This window comes from Bartonella harrusi (assembly GCF_024297065.1).
GTDB lineage: Bacteria > Pseudomonadota > Alphaproteobacteria > Rhizobiales > Rhizobiaceae > Bartonella > Bartonella harrusi.
This window is the reverse complement of the sequence record NZ_CP101114.1, coordinates 1,158,009-1,179,454: the sequence shown is the minus strand read 5'-3', so window position 1 is coordinate 1,179,454 and position 21,446 is coordinate 1,158,009. Positions and strand designations below refer to the sequence as shown.

At 35.0% G+C, this 21,446-nt stretch carries 15 protein-coding genes, 7 pseudogenes and 1 other annotated feature; of the genes and pseudogenes, 14 read left to right on the top strand and 8 right to left on the bottom strand.

What is annotated here, in order from left to right:
• Positions 1-181 precede the first annotated feature (181 nt).
• Positions 182-713 (top strand) — a sequence feature (23S ribosomal RNA rRNA prediction is too short).
• A 1,687-nt stretch (positions 714-2,400) separates the two neighbouring features.
• The 5 genes and pseudogenes from NMK50_RS05570 to NMK50_RS05550 all read right to left on the bottom strand — a co-directional run.
• Positions 2,401-2,917: pseudogene (locus NMK50_RS05570) on the bottom strand (DUF3987 domain-containing protein); the annotation flags it as partial.
• Positions 2,913-3,942 (bottom strand): annotated as a pseudogene (locus tag NMK50_RS05565) (DUF3987 domain-containing protein); the annotation flags it as partial. The pseudogenes NMK50_RS05570 and NMK50_RS05565, both read right to left, overlap by 5 nt.
• Positions 3,939-4,845: pseudogene (locus NMK50_RS05560) on the bottom strand (DUF7146 domain-containing protein). The pseudogenes NMK50_RS05565 and NMK50_RS05560, both read right to left, overlap by 4 nt.
• Before the next feature lie 98 nt (positions 4,846-4,943).
• On the bottom strand, positions 4,944-5,150 hold the full coding sequence (locus NMK50_RS05555) for a helix-turn-helix transcriptional regulator (protein ID WP_254769639.1): 207 nt from the start codon (positions 5,148-5,150) through the stop codon (positions 4,944-4,946).
• 218 nt (positions 5,151-5,368) lie between these two features.
• Positions 5,369-6,537, bottom strand: a pseudogene (locus NMK50_RS05550) (tyrosine-type recombinase/integrase).
• A gap of 185 nt (positions 6,538-6,722) precedes the next feature.
• Here NMK50_RS05550 and NMK50_RS05545 point away from each other — a divergent pair.
• The 10 genes and pseudogenes from NMK50_RS05545 to NMK50_RS05500 form a co-directional block, all read left to right on the top strand.
• A pseudogene (locus NMK50_RS05545) lies at positions 6,723-6,950 on the top strand (phage terminase large subunit); the annotation flags it as partial.
• Entirely contained in the window at positions 6,937-7,080 is a 144-nt protein-coding gene (locus tag NMK50_RS05540; RefSeq protein WP_254769638.1) for a hypothetical protein, read from the top strand. The pseudogene NMK50_RS05545 and the gene NMK50_RS05540, both read left to right, overlap by 14 nt.
• 563 nt (positions 7,081-7,643) lie before the next feature.
• The gene (locus NMK50_RS05535; RefSeq protein ID WP_254769637.1) at positions 7,644-8,498 is read left to right on the top strand and encodes a septal ring lytic transglycosylase RlpA family protein; all 855 of its coding nucleotides are present in this window, start codon (positions 7,644-7,646) and stop codon (positions 8,496-8,498) included.
• A gap of 482 nt (positions 8,499-8,980) precedes the next feature.
• Positions 8,981-10,144 carry a D-alanyl-D-alanine carboxypeptidase family protein gene (locus NMK50_RS05530; RefSeq protein ID WP_254769636.1) on the top strand — a complete coding sequence of 388 codons (1,164 nt, stop codon included), beginning with the start codon at positions 8,981-8,983 and terminating at the stop codon, positions 10,142-10,144.
• A gap of 32 nt (positions 10,145-10,176) precedes the next feature.
• Positions 10,177-10,821, top strand: a complete 645-nt coding sequence (gene tmk / locus NMK50_RS05525) for a dTMP kinase (RefSeq protein WP_254769635.1) — start codon at positions 10,177-10,179, stop codon at positions 10,819-10,821.
• Entirely contained in the window at positions 10,818-11,873 is a 1,056-nt protein-coding gene (locus tag NMK50_RS05520) for a DNA polymerase III subunit delta' (RefSeq protein ID WP_254769634.1), read from the top strand. Before tmk ends, NMK50_RS05520 begins: the two co-directional genes overlap by 4 nt.
• A gap of 61 nt (positions 11,874-11,934) precedes the next feature.
• Positions 11,935-13,494: a methionine--tRNA ligase gene (metG, locus tag NMK50_RS05515; RefSeq protein ID WP_254769633.1), complete on the top strand. Its 1,560-nt coding sequence runs from the start codon at positions 11,935-11,937 to the stop codon at positions 13,492-13,494.
• The gene (locus NMK50_RS05510; protein WP_254769632.1) at positions 13,484-14,257 is read left to right on the top strand and encodes a TatD family hydrolase; all 774 of its coding nucleotides are present in this window, start codon (positions 13,484-13,486) and stop codon (positions 14,255-14,257) included. Before metG ends, NMK50_RS05510 begins: the two co-directional genes overlap by 11 nt.
• Before the next feature lie 11 nt (positions 14,258-14,268).
• Positions 14,269-15,084, top strand: coding sequence for an MBL fold metallo-hydrolase (locus NMK50_RS05505; RefSeq protein ID WP_254769631.1), 816 nt, complete (start codon positions 14,269-14,271; stop codon positions 15,082-15,084).
• A gap of 60 nt (positions 15,085-15,144) precedes the next feature.
• Positions 15,145-15,483, top strand: a pseudogene (locus NMK50_RS05500) (hypothetical protein).
• Between the two features lie 506 nt (positions 15,484-15,989).
• On the opposite strand, the pseudogene NMK50_RS10685 reads toward NMK50_RS05500, so the two are convergent.
• From NMK50_RS10685 to pcsA, 3 genes and pseudogenes are all read right to left on the bottom strand, one after another.
• Positions 15,990-16,166, bottom strand: a pseudogene (locus NMK50_RS10685) (DUF6163 family protein); the annotation flags it as partial.
• 6 nt (positions 16,167-16,172) lie between these two features.
• Positions 16,173-17,213 (bottom strand): enoyl-CoA hydratase/isomerase family protein, encoded by a 1,041-nt coding sequence (locus NMK50_RS05490; RefSeq protein WP_254769630.1) that lies wholly within the window; start codon positions 17,211-17,213, stop codon positions 16,173-16,175.
• A 26-nt stretch (positions 17,214-17,239) separates the two neighbouring features.
• Positions 17,240-18,043: a phosphatidylcholine synthase gene (gene pcsA / locus NMK50_RS05485; RefSeq protein ID WP_254769629.1), complete on the bottom strand. Its 804-nt coding sequence runs from the start codon at positions 18,041-18,043 to the stop codon at positions 17,240-17,242.
• A 177-nt stretch (positions 18,044-18,220) separates the two neighbouring features.
• On the opposite strand from pcsA, the gene NMK50_RS05480 reads away from it, so the two are divergent.
• The 4 genes from NMK50_RS05480 (at position 18,221) to sodC (ending at position 21,337) form a co-directional block, all read left to right on the top strand.
• Positions 18,221-19,444 (top strand): UbiH/UbiF family hydroxylase, encoded by a 1,224-nt coding sequence (locus NMK50_RS05480; RefSeq protein ID WP_254769628.1) that lies wholly within the window; start codon positions 18,221-18,223, stop codon positions 19,442-19,444.
• A 390-nt stretch (positions 19,445-19,834) separates the two neighbouring features.
• Positions 19,835-20,185: a hypothetical protein gene (locus tag NMK50_RS05475; RefSeq protein WP_254771198.1), complete on the top strand. Its 351-nt coding sequence runs from the start codon at positions 19,835-19,837 to the stop codon at positions 20,183-20,185.
• Entirely contained in the window at positions 20,157-20,483 is a 327-nt protein-coding gene (locus NMK50_RS05470) for a hypothetical protein (RefSeq protein WP_254769627.1), read from the top strand. The genes NMK50_RS05475 and NMK50_RS05470 overlap by 29 nt, the downstream gene beginning before the upstream one ends.
• Positions 20,484-20,809: 326 nt before the next feature.
• On the top strand, positions 20,810-21,337 hold the full coding sequence (gene sodC / locus NMK50_RS05465; protein ID WP_254769626.1) for a superoxide dismutase [Cu-Zn] SodC: 528 nt from the start codon (positions 20,810-20,812) through the stop codon (positions 21,335-21,337).
• The last annotated feature ends 109 nt before the right edge of the window (positions 21,338-21,446 follow it).

The following is a 21,446-nucleotide window of genomic DNA, read 5'->3' as shown; positions in this document are numbered from 1 at the left end:
CATGCCATGGGATATATCGCGAGAAGTTGGTCTTTTCTGCTGATATTTTGTTTGTTTCGCGCTTTGTTTCGTACAGGGTAAAGAATGCAGACAAATAGACAAATCATTCACTGTGTTGAACAACAAAGTGTGTGAACAAATTATTGAACAACAGTGATTGTTGAATGAATAGAGGCAATTAGTGGATGCCTTGGCATGCACAGGCGATGAAGGACGTGATACGCTGCGATATGCTAAGGGGAGGTGTAAATACCCTTTGATCCGTAGATTTCCGAATGGGGCATTCCACCTTTGATGGCTGGAAAAATTAAGTTGTTTTGTAAAAACAGTTTAAAGTTCTAGCCATAAAAAATATCTACATCTGAATGAAATAGAATTTAAGAAGTAAATGCAGGGAACTGAAACATCTAAGTATCTGTAGGACAGGATACCAAATGAGGCTCCGTTAGTAGTGGCGAGCGAACGCAGACCAAGCCAGTGGTTTAAATGGAGAAAAGTAAAAACGATTGGAACGTCATACCAAATTGGGTAATAGTCCCATATACGTAAATCTGATTTAAGTCCTAGAGTCGGGCGGGACACGTGAAATCCTGTTTGAATATGGGGCGATCACGATCTAAGTCTAAGTACGCGTGCATGACGGATAGCGCACCAGTACCGTGAGGGAAAGGTGAAAAGTATCCCGACAAGGGGAGTGAAAGAGCACCTGAAACCGCACACTGACAAACAGTCTGAGCCGAAGATTTGTTCTAGGTCACGGGATATCATTTATGCATCAATTTTTTTCTCTTAGAACTCTCTACAATATCATCTGATAGCACGTTTATCTTTTTCTATTTAATAATGAATTGTTTTAATTTATTCAATAGCCATTTATATAGACTCTTGGGTTCAGATGAAAGTGTTCCAAGCACGATTTAAAAGGTGGCTCGAATACATACATATTCAAGATATCAAATATATACCAACCAAACAAAAACAAATAGTGGCGGTGTGAGATAACGAGAGAAAGTTTGACTATTACGCACAAATGCAATTCCAAATGGTTTGTACAGGGCGCCCGTGGTGTTGATTTCGTATCATATCCAAAGAAGAATATGAAAGTGTTTTTTAGTTCTGTGATTGTTTAAAATCCATCAATAACAACACCATCATATTTGAGGTGGTTCATTAAAAAAAGCACATTATCAAAACGTCTCTCTTAAAACGTATTAAGATATTAAGCTTATTTTTGAATTGGATCAATTTCAAATAACTTACATTCTAAAATCAAAACGCTTTGTAAATTGATATCAAGTCAATCAAGAGGGAATGCGTTTTAAGTGCAATAGGTAAAAATCTGTTTTTTTTATTTATGATTGTAAGCGTTGGTTTTTAAGGAAATGTTGCATAAAATAAACAACAGCAGCTTTTCGTAAATTACAGGCTTTTAAATTTGTTTTGCTGTTAACTCTGCAGTTTATGAGTTTTTTTCATAAGAAAATGCTTTCAAAAGAAAGCATCCATTGGGTTTATGATAAATACCAGATTTTAGTTCTTATATAGATACTATTGATATAATCCATATGTTATTGCTTTCTTAATGGTTTTAAACGATTAAACATTCATTTAAAGAGATTCTCATAAGTTTATTTCTTTTTTAGTAAATGTAATCTCTTTTTAAATACGCTGGCTCATTTTTGAGTGAGCAAAATTCAATATCCCTAATTTAGAAACGTTATCTTTCTATAACTCTCTTTAAATATTGGCGTTTAATGATATTATCTCTCTTAACTTCTCTCTATTTATCGTAAAGAGGGTGCTCTCATTTTAAAGATGTCTAAAATTATGCAATCCAAATTCGGTTTTATTACTTTGTTAAAACTGTAACTTGCAAAACAGCTTTTTATACCTAATTTGATGATATCATTAAAAGACTTTCGATTTTATAAAACATAACATGATGATTTTTATCTATAATAGTTATAGACTATTTTCTAAATTTTTAGAAAAATCTATCAATTGATATTTTTTCACAGTTTTATGCAATCTTTAAAGCAGCTGGTGTTATAATGATGCTTTGATAATATTTCTCTATTTTACGCTTCCCTCATTTTAGAGACAGGAATTTCTTTATGCGTTATCAATGTAATTTTAAAAACAAGATGTAGTTTTAAACCTATGTGATTTCGTTATAGACAATTTTAAACGATTGCATTTTTAACCATGTGATTTATTGTAATAAAACATATTGTAACACTTATGAACTGTTATGCATGATAGTTTCTTTCCATTTCATTTGAATGTTCACATGCAATATAATATTTGCATCATGATTTGTTTTTTTATGCTCTGTTTTTAGAGAGCAATTGCTTATAAAAATGATCAATTGAATATGCATAAAAGTGTAGATTCTCAAGAAGATCCTACCGGTTTATCATAAAGAGAACGAAACACTTTTTCATACGCTTCCCATGCCTCTCTATTGGGATATTCATCCCTCCATTCTCTCTTTATTGTTATCGGGCCATACCATCAGTTGAAACCGTTGCAATAAACCATCATCGTTTATTCCACGGTTTATCGCTTGTACAATGGGAATAATCCGAGAAGGTTGAATGCCTCCTATAATGGAAAGTGTTGCATTGGGAATATAAATTGTTCCACGTTCTATACGGTCATAGATATAAGGAGAATTTCCACTAAAAGCCGTTAGATAAAAAGAACGGTCTGTCTGATATTCCTTTCTTTCCATATTAGCTAAAAACCCAGAAAGTTCATCACGGACCATTAATAACCCGCGCGGGTTTTCTCTCAGTAATTCTCCAAGCTTTTCAACCGTTGCATCATTGACAAGAAGACGCTGTTTAACAAGAGTTTCATCCTCACTTTCTTGGTCTTCAAGAGGTTCATTAAGAAGAGCGATAGCTTTACGCTTCCCATGCCTCTCTATTGGGATATTCATCCCTCCATTCTCTCTTTATTGTTATCGGGCCATACCATCATTTGAAACCGTTGAAAGAAACCATCATCTCCTTTTCCATATAAAGCATGACGGATAAAATGGAGAATGCGCGTAGGTTGGATTGTTCCGATTATAGAGAGCGTTGCATTGGGAATATAAATTGTTCCACGCCCAATACGGTCATAGAAAAAATAACCATCCCCATTAAAAGCTGTCAGATAAAAAGAACGGTCAGTCTGATATTCCTTTCTTTCCATATTAGCTAAAAACCCAGAAAGTTCATCACGGACCATTAATAACCCGCGCGGGTTTTCTCTCAGTAATTCTCCAAGCTTTTCAACCGTTGCATCATTGACAAGAAGACGTCGTTTAACAAGAGTTTCATCCTCACTTTCTTGGTCTTCAAGAGATTCATTAAGAAGAGCGAGAGCTTGTTGCTTGTTTTTATTTTTAAAAGCTTTTCGGGCTTGTTTTTTCTTTTCTTGTCTCTCTAATTCAATGAGAAGATTTTTTGTCTCTTTCTGTTTATGCCATTGTTGATACCATTCATTTTGAAAGGAATAAAGAGGAGCGAGAGCAGCTTGCATATCAGGTGTTTTGAGAGTTGCAGATCGTCCGATAATGGCGCCCCATAGATTAGGGACAATTTTCCAATTGTGCGTATTTTGTTTTGGAGCAATGCGAATTCCATTACCAATCAGGGCAGCTAACCCACACAGAGCCGAGACAACAATAAAATCGAGAGAAGATTGTTGGCATTCAGCCACGTCATAAATATAGTCTCGTAAAGTTGAAGGCATTTGTTCGGGGTGAAAAGGTTCAACCGGTAAAAGCGCTTTGTTGATTGGTTTTAATTCGCCCCAACCCATTTGTTGCAAAGCCTGTTCATAAGGAATGGCTTGTAAACAGGGATGCTCCTTTAAAGAGACAGGGGTGTTATCATTATCAGTATCATTTACAGAACTATTTTCATTGTTATCAAGACTATGTTTTGTCATTGTTTTTCGCTTTCATAATTTAATAATAAAATGTTGAAGTCAGAGCCATGGGGGGCCTGCATGATAAAAACTTTGAAGCCTTGGCATTGCGCACGGGCAGCAAGGGCAAAACCTGCTTTACGACCCGCATCATCGCCATCCATAGCTATGGTGAGATGGGTTTTTGATTTGATATGAGGTAAGCACACATGCACCATGCCACTGGTTGAAAGGGATGCCCATAAAGTCACAGGCTCTGATAACAGACCAGACAGCAGAGAAAGACCTGTTTCAATTCCCTCACAAATGACCAGATGTTGAGAATTAGCTTGGCATAAATGCACAGCACCGCCCTTAACAGAGCCCAGCATAGCTTTTGTTGGTAACTGTTCTGTTTTGCATCCATTGTCTTGTAAAAAGGTTCTATGGATTGCAAAGGAGCCACCACCCTCAACGAGAGCGACAAACGCGGGGATGGTTTTCCCAGAGGGATGGGGGCATTTGCTATGAAAGCGTAAACTAGGGAGGCAAGTTACAAGTGATCCCACGCTTGCGTAAATAAAGCTCTGCTAAGGCCTCTTTAATCGGTTGACTTTGCTTCCAAATCTTTTGTGTTCTCTCTGCTTTCTGTTTTGCCTTGTTATCTTCACAACAAAACTGTTTTGAGAGAGAAAACCTATAATCATAAGTTTTATCAAAACATGTTTGTATATCGATAAGACCAATACTCTTAAGAGCTTGTAAGATCTCTCTAAAAGAACAGCCGGCATAACAATAAAGCAAGAGACGCCCGTCATTTCCATTGGCAAGGGATAAACTAGGCACTTGATCATCATGAGCAGGGCAACGGGCAAGTCCATAAGCACCATACCAGACACCCCGCAAGGCATTTGTAATGCCCCGAGCATTTATAAAATGATACATTTTTCTCATCCTTAGACATTGCGTCACAGGACGGTTTTTGCTATTCTCAATTTGCGATAATTTGAAAAAGTCTTGTCCGTCCTTACGTGACAAGTTTTTTATGCCACATCACTGAGATGTTGACGTTGCGTTTTGGCTTTTTCAATCACATTCAGCAGATCGGATTGTAACCAGCGCGATAAAGAACCAAATTTTAAGGATTTTGGTAAAGATCCATTGGTGACATGGCGACGGAATGTTGAAACGCTTATATGCAATAATTTTGCACTTTCACGGTCTGTAAGAAGAACATCATTTTCAGTCATAACTAAATCCTTTCAATCTAAAAAAGAGTAACAAATCATAAGTATTTATTAACCATATTTATTGAGATTGGAAAGTAAGTTTAATCATAAAAAACAGTACTTTATGATGTAATTTCTCATTTGATAATTTATGAGTCTTATTGAAACGGAATGAGAGAACGAAGAGAGAAAGTTATCCACAGATAATGAAATAAAAATGGGGTACAAGCCCCCATCTTTTAAGATTTGCTTGTGACATAAGTCGCCCATTTATCCATATAAACACGGCGCTGCTCTAAATAGTCAGTACGACGGTAGGCACGCTCTACTTTACCCCCAACCGTATGACCTAGAATGGTTTCTGCGACCTCAAAAGGAGCATCAGTTGTTTCTGCGAGCCAATCTCGTAGACTAGAACGAAAACCATGCGGACAGGCATCAAGTTCAGTTTTTTTCATATATTGTGACATACAAGTTTCACCAAGGGGACCACGACCAGTTGCAGAGAAAAAGAAATCATTGCGAAAAAGCAAGTGTGCTTGTTTTAAAATTTCCAATGCTTCATTTGATAAAGGCATGCGAAACTCTGTTGTAGCATCACGCCTTCCTTTCATATTCTCAGCAGGGATGGTCCATATATCTTCATCAACTTGATCTTTATGGATATGACGCAAAGGATATGTACGAACCCCTGTCAGAATAAGCAGACGCAAAGCCAGTTGTGTCATGATTGCTTTTTGACAGAGCATTTTATAAAAAGCCGGTATCTCTTTCCAATCCATAGCCGGTACGTTTTGCGTTTTATGGCGTTGTTTGCCTAAAAGAGCTTTTGCTTTTTCTGTTGCTTGTAAATCAACATCCAAACCCAATGCAGCAGCATGTTTGAAACAAATATTAAGGCGGTTTAGTGCTTTATAGGCAGTCCCAGCTTTTGTATGCCAAATCGGTGCGAGTGTATTGCGTATCTTTGTTTGTGTAATCTCTGAAACCGGTAAGCAACCTCATTTGGGGAGAATATGAAGTTGTAAAGATGAAAACCAATCTCCATTTTTACCATCATTTTTGAGTTCAGCTTTACGGCTTTCAAAAGCATCGAGAGCGATATCTTTTAAGTAATGCAGATTACGCATCGCTTCACGCTTTTGTTTCTCACGTTCTTTAATGGGGTTACAAGCCTCACGTAAAACAGAACGCCACCCAGTTGCCAATTCACGGGCTTGTTTTAAAGAGACATCTCTTAAAGCACCCAAGCCCATTTCACGCCGCCGCCCGTGAATGGTATAGCGATAAAGCCATTGAGCATCCCCCATCTTTACACTTATGAAGGTGCAAGCTGGCACCATCATACTATTTACCGGCCCCCAATGTTGCGACAGCCCTTGGTATTGAGACGATTCATAAGAGGCATTTTTGTTCCTTTCTAAACGGTTTTCACCCCACACACCAACCCCACTTGTGACGTGCAAAGGGATGGTTTTGATTGATTCAAGATAAGGGGATTTGAGATGAGAGAATCTTACAATATTCGGGTCTCTCATTCAATATGAATAACGCTAAATTGTCTTTATAAATCAATACGTTGAATTGGATACCCTTTGTGCACGTCAGTTCCAGAATTCGCTCGCAGAGAGCTCTTTGGAGGAAATCAAACGAGCCATTGAAGGTCATGATTTCTTAAAGGACTATTACAAGGTTGGGGAGTCTTCAATTAAGTCTCGTGATGATCGTATCGCCTTTCAGCTTTCAGGTCTTGACCGCAGTATAGCAAGCATTAAGTCGATGGGGCGTATTTTGCTTTGTTGGGTTGATGAGGCAGAACCAAGAGGCGGCTGCCCGTTTAAGGACAGAATCGGATGTTTGTCGCGATAGTTTCACTATTACATCTTCTGATCCATTGTATCGTAAAACTGTTGGTATGTTTATAAAACTTTTAAAGTTTTTTATAACATGATTGAAAATCCTTCAAAGAAATATTAGGAGTGATTAGAAAAGAGGAAAATAAAAAAATGTTCATGTTGCGGAGGTGCGTTAGAAAATCTTATTCTCACACCTTATTATAAGGTCACTAACCATTTAAAATATCAATAAAATCAATATTTTGTATCGTAAAATATGATTCGAATCCCTACGCGCTCACCAATATTAAGAGGAATAGTACGTAGTTATTCAACTGCTTCGTTAATAATGATTTTTTCTATTGTAATCAGAAAAATTTGTCGCTCATTTTGCAGAATAATTGTATTTATCCACAGTTTATATCGTGTGATTGTATTTTTTATTAATATATTGATTTATTTATTTTTTTAATTCATTCTAATGTTTGTTATACTCTAATCTTTTTTGTGAAAGATCATAAAAAGATTAATGTTGTATTAATTTCTTGATAAAAAATGCTTTTTAAAGATATTGTGAGTGCGCGAGGGGAATCATCCAAAAATGTGAATTTCACTATGGCATGAAGATGCAGTGTGGTTTTTGCAGTATGTACTTCAATAGAAATGAGCGAGCTGACAGATGCTTTTAATTAGCAAAGAGAAGTTTACTTCCATTCTTAATTCAATATTTCATTTTTTTTCTATATTTGCTGTTTCCCAGTTACTGGTATCTTGCTGCGCAAGCCAAACAACATTCTTGGGAGTAAAGAATTTTTATCATAATAATAAACCAACGGATGTAAAAATTGCTGTACTTCTTAAAAAAACACCAAGTAAGCAAAGTCAATCAAAAGGAAAGGGAAGTGGACGTGCTGTTGTTGGTAAACCTTACCAAATAAAAGGGAAATGGTATCATCCCCAAAATGATCCAACTTATAAACGTATTGGTGAAGCATCATGGTATGGTTCAGATTTTCATGGGCGTTTAACAGCAAATGGTGAGGTTTATGATATGAATCTTTTGACTGCAGCTCACCCGACTATGCCTTTGCCCAGTTATGCTCGTGTTACTAATCTAGCAAATGGATCTTCTATCGTTGTTAGAGTTAATGATCGTGGTCCTTTTATGAAAGATAGAATTATTGATCTATCAAAAAAAGCTGCGGAAATGCTTGGTTATGCAAGTGCAGGTGTGGCAAATGTTAAAGTGGAATATATTTCTGAAGCACCAGTTGGCCATTATGATAGTAATTATTTAATGGCTTCTTATACATCAGGAAATTACGCTTCATCCTCATTGGTATTGGCAAATTTTTCTAAAGAAAGAGAAAAAGCCATATTAGAGAGAAAGTTCGGAGCAGATAACCAAAAGCGACCAAATGAGGCTGGTTTAATAAGATTGCCAGAAATTGGTCCTGTTTTGATTGATAAGCCAATATTGTTTGATCAAGTAGCTTTTGTAAATAAACCAGCAAAAAAGATACACCTCAATTAATGACAAGTATTTTAATAGAATATTTTTGTCTCTTATTATCTATGATTTGAAAATTATAGATGATAAGGAGCGCTGTTTTGTATTAGAACTCTGTCTTTAAAAAAAATGAGATTGTGTATTGTTGTAAAAAAGGTAATCTTCTAAAAGCATCATTCACATGAAGCAATCCTGTTAACCTATACACACAAAAAGCTTTAAACGGTTAAGTCATTACTCACGAAAATATTGATCAGTTAGTGGAAGCATTAGAAAAAGCAAAACCGTTTTTAAATAGCTAAACGTTTTGCACGTATTTAAGATATCAAAAATAAATTTTATGCGAGAAAAAAAGAGAGCATAGCATGCTGATTTATTTTGATGATACTGAGCAAAAATAAAAAACTGTTTTCATTTTTTAATGATTCTCAGTTTGCGAAAAAACAAATCTTTCCTTGTATGAGAAGATTCTTTATGCTTCTCCTTTAGATATGGGAGGAGCGGTTATGCGCAGAGCATTGAGAATTTTATTTACATTATTTTGGATATTAATATTGGATGGAGGGGGAAACGCGCAGGATTTTCAAACTTCTGCATCACAATTATTGCTATTAGATAATGACACAGATACAATACTTTTTGAAAAACAGAGTGATATGACTTTTCCTCCTGCTTCATTAGCAAAATTGATGACAGCTGAAGTCATATTTCATCAATTAAAAAAAGGATTGTTAAGCAGTACACAAACATTTACTGTAAGTGAAAATGCTTGGCGTAAGGGGGGAGCACCCTCCGGTACAACAACGATGTTTGCGAAAGTGAAGTCAGAAGTTAGTATCTCTGATCTTTTGCGCGGTTTAATTATTGTCAATGGAAATGATGCTGCTATTACCCTTGCTGAAGGAGTATCGGGAAACGAGTCTGATTTTGCAAAACTGATGAATGAACGAGCAAAAGTGCTTGGATTATCGCATAGCCATTTTGTTAATGCGACAGGTCTTCCAGAAGAAGGGCAGTTCGTGACATTACGCGATATGATTATATTAGTGCGTCATATTATTCGTGAGTATCCTGATTATTATATGCTTTACCGTGAACCTGATTTTACTTGGAATAAGATTTTTCAACGGAATAAAAATCCTCTTATTTCTAAGGAAATTGGTGTAGAAGGATTTGGGTTCGGCTACAGTACAGAAGAAGGTTTTTCAATGGTTATTGCCGCCTATCAAAATCATCGACGTCTTTTCTTAGCAATAAATGGTTTGCAAAAGGACAAAGGGCATACAAAAGAAATAGAACGCATTCTTCAATGGGGAATGACAGCTTTTGATCTTAAAACGATTTTTACAAAGGGAGAGACGGTTGGCCATGCTTCTGTTTATGGTGGAACACAAAACTCTGTTTCCCTTATTATTAAAGAACATGTAGACATTATGCTTTCAAATGAAAAAAATTTAAATGTTAAGGCAAAAATTAAATATCGAGGTCCTTTAAAAGCCCCCATTTTTCTGGGGCAAAAAGTTGGTGTTCTTCAAATTCTAGAAGATAAAAAAGTTCTTCTTGAAAAAAAGGTTTTTGCTGGAAATATTGTTCAGGAGGGAAGCTTTTTTGCAAAAGCAAAAAATGCATTCTATGAAATAACAATTGGATGGTTACGAAAATATTTATAATATGTGCTCCATAATAAGATTAAGGTTTATACGTGTCAGGTTATTTTATTACATTTGAAGGAGGAGAGGGAGCGGGAAAAACAGTACAAGTTTTTTTGCTTTCTCAGTATCTTTCTAGCCAAGGGTATGATGTTGTTACAACACGAGAGCCAGGAGGGACAGAAGGCGCAGAAGCGATCCGCTATATTCTATTGTCTGGTCAAGCTCAACAGTATGGATTGTTAATGGAAACGCTTTTATTTACAGCAGCACGTGCCGATCATGTGAGTGAAGTTATTATACCTGCATTGCAAAAAGGCAAAGTTGTTTTATGTGATCGTTTCATTGATTCTACACGCGTTTATCAAGGACTCAATGGTCAAATCAGTTCTTCTACTCTTTCTACATTAGAATGTATTGCCCTCAATGGAATAATGCCTCATTTAACATTTTTGTTAGATATACCAGCAACATATGGGCTGGAGCGTGCAAATTTGCGAAGAAACAAAACAGCAACGATAGATTATTTTGAAAAAGATAATGTCGAGATACAAGAGCAAAGGCGACAAGCCTTTCTGCAATTAGCTAAACAGGAACCTCATCGGTTTCGTGTAATTGATGCTACAAGTACAGTGGAAATTATTGCACAACAAATAAAAGACATTTGTTATCAGGCAATGTTGGAACAGTTTTCATGAGTGATGTAAATTTTTTGCGCCATTATGATGATATTGATACAGTTTTATCCCCTTCGCAGAATAACAGGATCTTTGGGCATAAAGATGTTCGTCATTTTTTAGCACAAATGCTTAAAGAAGGGCGTTTACATCATGCTTTATTATTTGAAGGAAAGCAAGGAATTGGTAAAGCTACATTGGCATTTCATCTTGCTTGGAATATCTTAAGTTCTCAAAGAGATAATTTCCTGCAACCAGAACATCATTCTATGACATGGCACCAAATTGGGCAGGGAAGTCATCCTAATCTTTTATATATTTCACGTCGCTTTGATTTAAAAACGCAAAAGTTTAAAACAGGTATACTCATTGATGATATCCGCGATATTATGCATTTTTTAAATCAAACATCGCAAGATAATGGGTGGCGTATTGTTATCATTGATTCTGCGGATGATATGAAGAGAAGTGCGGCGAATGCAATTCTTAAAACGCTTGAAGAGCCTCCTAAAAAGACTTTATTTATTCTTATCACCCATTCTCTAGGAAAATTACTTCCAACAATTCGTTCACGCTGTCAGCAAATTTCTTTGCGACCATTGTGTGATGATGAAATGAAAAAAGCCATTACACATATTTTTTCCAATCAGAATTTACCGGATGAAAAAACCGTTGAAATGATTATTCAAAGGTCTAAAGGAAGTCCTCGGAAAGCGACTTTATTTCTTTGCGATGGTGGTTTTGAAATTATGAGAACTATTGATACTCTCTTAGAACAATCTGTTTGCAATCCAACGGTTGTACATACAGTTGCACAAACACTTTCCTCTCTTTCTTTAGGGGTTCAATTTCAACAATTTTGTGATGAAATTCTTGATAAAATTCAAAAAAAAGCTATTATGCTTATCGAAAGGGAAAATTTAGCTCTCTCAAAAAAATGTGCGCAAGCATGGCAGGAAATTCATCAAGAGATAGGGGAAATACAAGCGTTTAATCTCGATAAGAAGCAATTCATTATTAATCTGCTTTTTAAAGTTCACAAGATCATTCGTGAAAGTGAGCTTTTTCCGTGACAATGTGATTAACAGACGTTATGTCATTGTATCTTTTATTGTATTTTACGACGAGTTTGACATGCGTGACACATATTACATAACAACTCCAATTTTTTATCCGAATGGCACGCCCCATATTGGGCATGCCTATAGTGCTATTGCAAGCGATGTTTTGGCCCGTTTTCAACGATTGGACGGAAAAAATGTATTTTTTCTCTCTGGGACAGATGAACACGGTTTAAAGATGCAACAGACAGCAGCAGCATTAGGTATAACACCTAAACAGCTTGCAGAGCGCAACAGTGCAGTATTTCAAAAAATGCTTACAGTATTAAATTGTTCTAATGACGATTTTATTCGCACAACAGAAGAGCGCCATTATCAAGCTTGTCAAGAAATTTGGAAAAAGATGGAAGAAAATGGCGATATTTATCTTGGCCGTTATACGGGTTGGTACTCAGTTCGTCAGGAATCTTATTATGATGAGAAGGATACTGTCGTTGGAGAAGATAATATCCGTCGTGAAAAGGAGCTAGGCTCTCCAGTTGAATGGAACGAAGAAGAAAGTTATTTTTTTAGACTTTCCCGTTATGAAAAAACGCTTCTTGAATATTATGAAAAACATTCTGATTTTATTGCTCCATTTGAGCGACGTAATGAAATTATAAGTTTTATTAAATCAGGTTTAAAAGATATTTCCATTTCACGAACGAATTTTAATTGGGGGGTTCCTGTTCCAGGTAATACAAAACACGTGATGTATGTTTGGGTTGATGCCCTGACAAATTATCTTTCAGCAATTGGCTTTTTCGATAAAAATTCGAATAAACGTAATTTTTGGCCTGCAAATGCTCATATTATTGGTAAAGATATTATTCGTTTTCATGCGGTTTATTGGCCGGCATTTTTAATGTCTGCTGGAATTGAAATGCCTAAGCATATTTTTGCACATGGTTTTTTACTCAATCGTGGTGCAAAAATGTCAAAGTCCATTGGAAATGTTGTTGATCCGTTTGAAATGGTTGATCACTATGGTCTCGATCAGGTACGTTATTTTCTTCTTCGTGAAGTGCCATTTGGACAAGATGGTAGTTATAGCCATGATAGCTTTGTAAATCGCATTAATGCGGATCTTGCTAATGATCTTGGCAATTTAGCACAGCGCTCTTTGTCTATGATTGCCAAAAATTGTAATGAAAAAATTCCTATCCCCGCTGCACTTTTCGTTCAAGATCAACAGCTTTTACAACAATCTCTTCAAGCGCTTGAGATGATACGCCAAGCTATGTCTTCTCATGAGATGCATGTAGCACTTTCAGCTATTTTTTCAGTTGTAACAGATGCTAATCGCTATTTTGCCAGCGAACAGCCTTGGAGTTTACGAAACAATAATCCAGAAAGATTTTCTACAGTTCTTTACATCACTGTAGAGACACTGCGGCGAATAGGGATTATGCTCTTGCCTTTCATACCACAGTCAGCAACCAAGCTTCTTGATAGCCTTGCGATTGCAAAAGACAGTCGATTACTACATCATATCAGTCATTCAGAAATTCAAGCAGGTCTTGATCTTCCACCACCAGAACCAATTTTCCCCCGTTATATCTTGAAGAAAGACGCGCTTCACCATGTTGATTGATACACATTGTCATCTTGATTTTGAAGATTTCTCACAAGATTTGGATGATGTTATCCAACGGGCCTTAGATTCTGATGTTAAACGTATGATAACAGTTTCAACACATGTTCATAAGTTGGATAAGCTTTTAGCAATTGCACAAAATTATGAACAAGTCTTTTGCTCTGTTGGAACACATCCCAATCATGCCCATGAAGAACAAGATATCACAGCTGAAGAGCTTATTCATCACTCGGAGCATCCTAAAATTGTTGCTTTTGGGGAATCTGGTCTCGATTATCATTATGATTATTCTTCACCAGAAGAACAAAAGAAAGTTTTTCAAGAACATATCATTGCTTCTCGAGAAACACAGCTTCCTCTTATTATACATTCACGTAATGCTGATTCTGATATGGAGAAAATATTACGCGAACAGATAAAGGAAGGTACTTTTCCATTTGTACTCCATTGTTATTCGTCTGGAATGCAGCTTGCTCGTGCTGGCATTGAACTTGGTGGTTATCTTTCTTTTTCAGGTATTCTTACCTTTAAAAATGCGCTTAAAATCCGTGAAATAGCAAAAATTGTTTCTCATGAACATTTATTGGTGGAAACAGATGCACCATTTTTAGCGCCTATTCCTCATCGAGGTAAAAGAAATGAGCCATCTTTTGTTTGCCATACAGCAGCTATTTTGGCTGAAACGATTGGTTTAAGCATTGAAAAAACAGTTCAGATAACAACGTGCAATGCTTTTCGTTTATTTAGAAAAATGAAATAAGGTAAAGGGGTATGTCTGATAAGTACCGATTTACAATCTTAGGCTGTGGTTCTTCTCCTGGTGTACCACGCCCTAATGGTGATTGGGGAGATTGTGATCCTAATAACCCTAAAAATAAAAGGTACAGAAGTTCTTTATTAGTTGAACGTGTTCATCAATCAGGAAAAAAAACAACCATCGTTATTGATACTGGTCCGGATTTTAGATCACAAATGATTGAGGCTTGTGTAAATCATCTTGATGCTGCACTTTATACGCATTTTCATGCTGATCATATTCATGGCATTGACGATTTGCGTAGTTATGCACTTGCACAAAAGTGCTTAATAGATATCTATGCTGATACTGACACATTAAGGCATTTAAAAAATGCTTTCGGATATTGTTTTCAAAATCCAAAAAATTCACCTTATTCACCCATTTTAAAAGAACATCTTATTAATGAAGATAGCCAGTTCATAATTCAAGGGCAGGGTGGAACAATAACTGTTCGTACACATCTACAATATCATGGGAAAATTCATTCTTTAGGTTTTCGTATTGGTAATGTTGCTTACTGTACAGATGTCAGTAAATTTTCTGAAAAAACATTACAAAAATTAATGAATTTGGATGTCTTAATTATTGAAGCTCTACAATTTGAATCTCATCCAAGTCATCTTTCTGTTGATCAAGCATTACAATGGATAAAATATTTAAAACCAAAACAAGCAATACTCACACATATGGATAGATCGCTTGATTACAATGAAGTTGTAAATTATACCCCATCACACGTTAAGCCTGCATATCAAGGACTTATTTTTGAAACAGAAGCACAAACTTAGTATTAATAATAATTAAGATGATCTTCAAAACTATATTTTTTATATAAAAGTAAGGTTTTTATGCATAGGTATTTAAAGCGGGCCACATGTATTATGATTTTAGCGATTTCTTTGTCAGCATGTGGGGGACGTGTAGAAAAAACATTTCAGTCACAACATTACACGATGAAGCAATGAACTGCCCTGATATTCAACGAGAGTTTTTTGCTAATAAAAGGCAAATAATGACACGATATAGAGCGGTCTAAGGCAAGAAACAAAAACGTAGCTTTAACAGAAGTAAGTGTTGTGTTTGTTCCTGATTTTTTTCTAGATGTAAAGTCAAGTAAAAGCAACAAAATTACAGCTTTAAACAACCGTAATGCTGTTTTAAGTGATCTCGCATATATAAAACTATGAAACATTGTAAACTACCAAAATAATTTTTTATTACTATAGTATATTTACTTTTTTGTTTTAAGTAATACTAATTAAAGCCAATTTTTTAATATATTATTTTCTATTAATATATTTTGCCAAACTATTGCCATAATTTTGTTTAAATAATGAATTATGCGACATAATTATGAATAATACGTCTAAAGTAAGGGATGCTCTAGAGATTAGGCTTTTTTATATCATGTTATCGCATAATTTATATTATGGAACTTTTAAGAAAAAGGATATGAATTATATGGTTGCAATGGCAGTTTGGGGTACACTCTCATCATTATTGTGGATATTTTCAATAAAAGCCAAGAGTTATTTTGATTTATGGTGGGTGCCTTTTGTGTGAGAAAACTTTTTTAAAATTAAAAATATCGAGCCAGTTATTCTGGCTCAAAAACTTATTATTAACTAGAAATAACATCGTGTGAAAAACGGTATGACGGAAATAAAAATCGTTAATATCTCAGTCAGTAAGTGCACCATAAAACAATTCCCCATAATGAATACATCATGGTTGATGCAAATTGCCATGGCATGAGATCAAGAAGTACACCAACAAGAACAAGACGTATCCAATAAAAAATACTTAAACCTAAGAAAATGAGCACTAAAAATCGCAAATAACCGTTATAAATTAATCTGTTTTTGAAGATCTTTTTTCACAATAATAATTCTTTTTCAACAGGTTGAAAGTAAGCATCTATCATTTCATTTGAGACAGATGAAAGTTTGTTTGGCTGCCAATGAGGTGTTTTGTCTTTATCAATTAACATGGCACGCACACCTTCACGAAAATCATGCGAAGGGATCATATGATGCGCAATACGATTTTCAATTTTCATACAATCTTCCAAAGATAGATTTCGTTTCATTTGTTTCCAAGTAACTTTTAAACTTGTTGGAGACCGTGACTGCAAAATATCATAACATTTTTTGGCGAATAAGACACCTTCTTTGCTTTTTTTATAAAGCAATTCAATACATTCTTCTAACGTATCCGCACTAAAATAAGCATTGATAATACAGCGTATTTCATAACTTGTTTCGTAGTCTTTTGTGATAGCCCGTTTTTCTAGAGCGAGTTTAGGATTTCCTTGTTCAATAATCGTTTTTCTAATGCATTCTAATTCAATTTCAGGAACAGCATGTGTTGCTAACCCTAAATTTAAGCAATCGCCCCATTTTATGTACGCACCGGTCAATGCAAGATAAATGCCAAAATGATCAGGAAGAGAGGGTAAGAAAAAGCTTGCACCAACATCTGGAAAAAATCCAATAGCACATTCTGGCATAGCAAAGAGTGTATTTTCTGTAACAATTCGGTGTGAACCATATATGGAAATACCTACCCCTCCTCCCATCCAAATACCGTTTAAAAAAGAAATATAGGGTTTTGGAAAACGCTGAATGTAAGCATTTAAACGATATTCATCACTAAAATATTGATAAGAAGCAGTTTTTTCCCCCATATGATAAATTTCGACAACATCTCCACCAGCACAAAAAGCACGCCCCTCTCCTTCAACCAAGACGCATAAAACATCATCATCTGTTTCCCATGTATTGAGAGCTTTTTTAAAGGCAAAAACCATCCGGTGATTAAGAGCATTTAATGCTAAAGGACGCGTGAGCTTTATAACGCCAGCATGCCCCTCTTTTGTAAAAAGAATATCATCACCTGCTCCAAAATCAATTTGCATCTCATCTCCTTTTGATAATATTTATATTATTGTTTTTTAAAACCAAATTGAGGAAATAGCTGCATGATAGCACCAATACAATACATATAAATGCCTGTTAGTGAAATTCCTAACTTAACCCAATAAGGAGCATCTAATTTGTAAAAAAAAGCAACAACGCCAAAGGAACACCATAAAAGAAAAATTGGAAAATTAAAACATCGCAAACGGATAACTCTTATTGGATGAATGAAATAAACCGGTAAAAAAGAAATAATGGCTGATAAAACAATAATGATAAAAGTAACCCACTCCCCTGGCTTTACTACAAAAAGGGTAAAAACCATCATATTCCAAACGACAGGAAAACCTTTAAAGAAGTTTTCTTTGGTTTTCATCCCAGTATCTGCATAATAGATAGCTGATGAAATGACAATAATAGCACTCAATAAAAACGACAGCCCTGAACCTATTAAACCACTTTGATAAAGCGCAAAAGCTGGAATTAAAACATAAGTTACATAATCAATAATATTATCTAACAGTTCACCAGACCAAGTTGGTAATATATATTTAACATCAAGTTTGCGTGCAATTGGCCCATCAATACCATCAACGAGAAGTGCAAGTCCAAGCCAACAAAACATAGCAGTCCATTCTTTTTGTGATGCTGATATAAGAGAAAGAAACGCTAAAAACGAACCGGAAGCTGTTAGTAAATGAACGGAAAAGGCTTTTGCTTGTGGCATTGTTACTTTTTTATGGCGCAATCGATCGGCATTCGTTTTAATTTTTTTTGTTAGCTTACGTTTCAAAGTTTTCTTACCCTCGTTTCTACAAGTTTCATCCATATACCAATACGCTATTTTTACTTATGATATGATTTTTAGTAAAAAATCATAAAAAGGTTACTTTTTTATATCGCTTTATTATTACATAATATAATAGAAAAGCTTCATACAATAAAAAGAGATTATTCATTTGGAAACACAAAAATATTTATTAAATGAAAAAAGGTTCAACAAACAGTGACATTAAAAAACACGCATAAAGACATTGCTATCATTGGTGCGGGACCAGTGGGAATGATAGCAGCGCTTAGTCTTGGATATAAGGGCTATTCTGTTTCTCTTATTGGCCCCCCTACGCATGCAGATGAATTACGAACAACGGCTCTTATGATGCCAGCAATATATATGCTTCAAGATCTCAACATTTGGAATATTCTCAAACATCATGCAGCACCTTTATCGTTCATGAGAATTATAGATCTAACTTCTAGAGTTATGCGTGCTCCTACTGTCAATTTTTCTTCTGCTGAAATTGGTGAAGAAGCTTTCGGTTATAATATCCCTAATATAGAGTTAAACAATACGCTACTCTCTAAAATTGCACTAACACCCAATATTACAAGGTTTACTTCTTTAGCAAATTTTTTTCATCATAAAAAAAAGCATGTATATATCACTCTTGCAGATGGCAGGAATATTCAAACGCCGCTTGTTGTGGCTGCTGATGGGCGCCACTCTTCAGCACGAAGAGCAGCGGATATCGGTGTTAAGCAGTGGAATTATCCGCAAAAAGCACTTGTTCTCAATTTTTCTCATGAATTTTCTCATCAAAATACATCAACTGAATTTCATACAGAAAATGGTCCATTTACACAGGTTCCATTACCAGGAAAAAGATCCAGTCTTATATGGGTTGTTCATTCTTCTCATGCTGAAAAATTGTTAAACATAGAGTCAAAGGCAATTGAAAAAATAATAGAAAATCAGATGCAGTCAATGCTTGGAAAACTGACAGTAGAAACTCCTATTCAAGCATGGCCACTTTCAGGACTTATCTCTCATCATTTCGCTGCTAATCGAACAATTTTAGTGGGTGAAGCAGCCCATGTTTTTCCTCCTATTGGGGCGCAGGGATTGAATTTAGGAATCCGTGATGTCCAAACTTTGATTGATATTTTACCCAACCAAATATCCGAATCTAATTCTGAAACAATTGTTACACACTATAATAGGCGCCGCAAAGCTGATATATTGGTCAGAAGTGGAGCTGTTCATATGCTTAATTCTTCTTTACTTTCTGGTCTGTTGCCTGTTCATATTATACGCAGTGTTGGGCTTGGATTATTACGTAATTGTTCACCGTTACGGAATTTATTTATGCGTGAAGGAATGTCTCCTGGTCAAGGATTTAAAGCAATTATGCAAAAATTTTCCAAAAATCTTAGAAACTCTTCCATTTAAATTTTTTAATAAAGTCAAACATACAATAATTAAAGACGAAAAAGGATCGTTTATACCTGTACTGGGAGGTGTTTTTGACATTCAAATTATGATCCAACATTTAAATTTGCAATGCTCTTTCATGTATAAAGCGCATAAAAAATGATAATGCGTGCAATCTGTTATTATAAGTCTTTTTGATATCATTTATTTGCAGATATACCCTGTAAAATAGAAAAGGTTGTTAAGAACAGAAACGCGCGTCATTTTTTCTTATAAAATGATTTCGATTAATCAACATAAATTTTAAAAAATTGCTTCATTAAGTATACCATTGAAAATAAAAGAGCTTTGGGAACCTGTTCGCAATACAGATGTTAATAAAGTATTATTTTAACAGATGGTGAAATGATGAGATTAAGTAAATTTTTGCACTCAGCTATTTTTTTTATAGCAATGTTCTGCCTCTCATCTATAGTTGCAGTTTCGGTAAATAAGATTTTTTATACTCCTTATTGTCAAGCTTTTTCTTATAATTTTACTAAAGATATTATGAAACAAGGCCAAAATTCATTTACGGCTTCACAAATTAAAAACTGTCTCATGCAAAATGGTTTCATGGATATTAAACGATTGCGTTTAGATGATAAAGGTATTTGGCGCGCTTTAGTAGAATTTAAAAACCACCATTTTCTCGTATCAGTTGATTACTCTGGAACAGTTGCTATTCAAAATGAAAGAAAACAATATGATGAATTTTAATACTTATAGCAATGGTAATCCTATTAGCTATGAGAGAACTTTTTTAAAAAAAGTTTATGATTCTATTAAAGAACCTGCTTTTATAGGAGGCTTAAATGGTAGTGTATCAGGAGCAATTGCATCAATTCTCGCAACTTATGGGTATATTTCTCTGCCAGGATTTGGCCCAATCATCGCAATGGGTATAAGTATAGCATTTTTCATCGGAACGATAATTGGGGTAATCATAGGATCAATAATGGGGATTTTTGTTGGTACATTTTGTACTTTTTTAGGAACCAAATACACCTTACAATAGATTAAACTTTATAATAAATTAGGAATTTTTGTAAGTTAACCGTTCTTAACAACAGAAATATTTTATAAAATTATGAAATCCGCTTTAAATTTTTTTTAAAAATATAGATAGAATACCTATAAAAGACACATTATTCATTTAAAACGATGAGACTATTTTTAGATATACTTAAAGATGTATAAAAGGAGTTTTTTGAAAAAGTATGATTTCTCTAGGTTCTATAAAGTATAAAATTACATAAAATATAAAAGTATTTTTATCATTAAGTTGTTTATTTTGTATTTCATTAACAAAATTTACTTTAAAAAATTATAAAAAGGTGTTCTATGAATAAAATTTTCTTTCTCTTCTTAACTTTGTTAATATTTTTATTTCATTATTCTACGGCATTAGCAAAATCTATACAAGTAAAGGTTTATGAGTTAGAAAATATCAATACAAGAAAGCCTATTGGTACAATTAAAATTGAAGAAAGTATATATGGTCTGATTTTTGTACCCAATTTATCCACCTTGCCAGAAGGTTTGCACGGTTTTCATGTGCATGTAAATCCTTCATGTGATACGAAAGATGGTATCATTGGTGGTGCTGCTGGTGGACATTATGATCCGCAGCATACTAACAAACATCTTGGACCTTATAATATCAATGGTCATTTGGGCGATTTACCTGCGCTGTATGTTGATGATAAAGGGCAATCAACAATGGGTGTTCTCGCCCCACGACTTAAAACAATCTCTGAAATTAAAGGACGTTCATTAATAATTCATTTAGGAGGAGATAATCACTCTGATAAGCCATTACCACTTGGCGGAGGTGGAGTGCGTTTGGCATGTGGCGTTATCGAAGAATAAGCTAAAAATTGCAATGAACTATAGAAATATACAACTTTTTTATAGTTCATCAGCCTTATAGTTTATTGCTAAAATTTTTCATGTGATTTCTTATTAAGAGATTATAAAT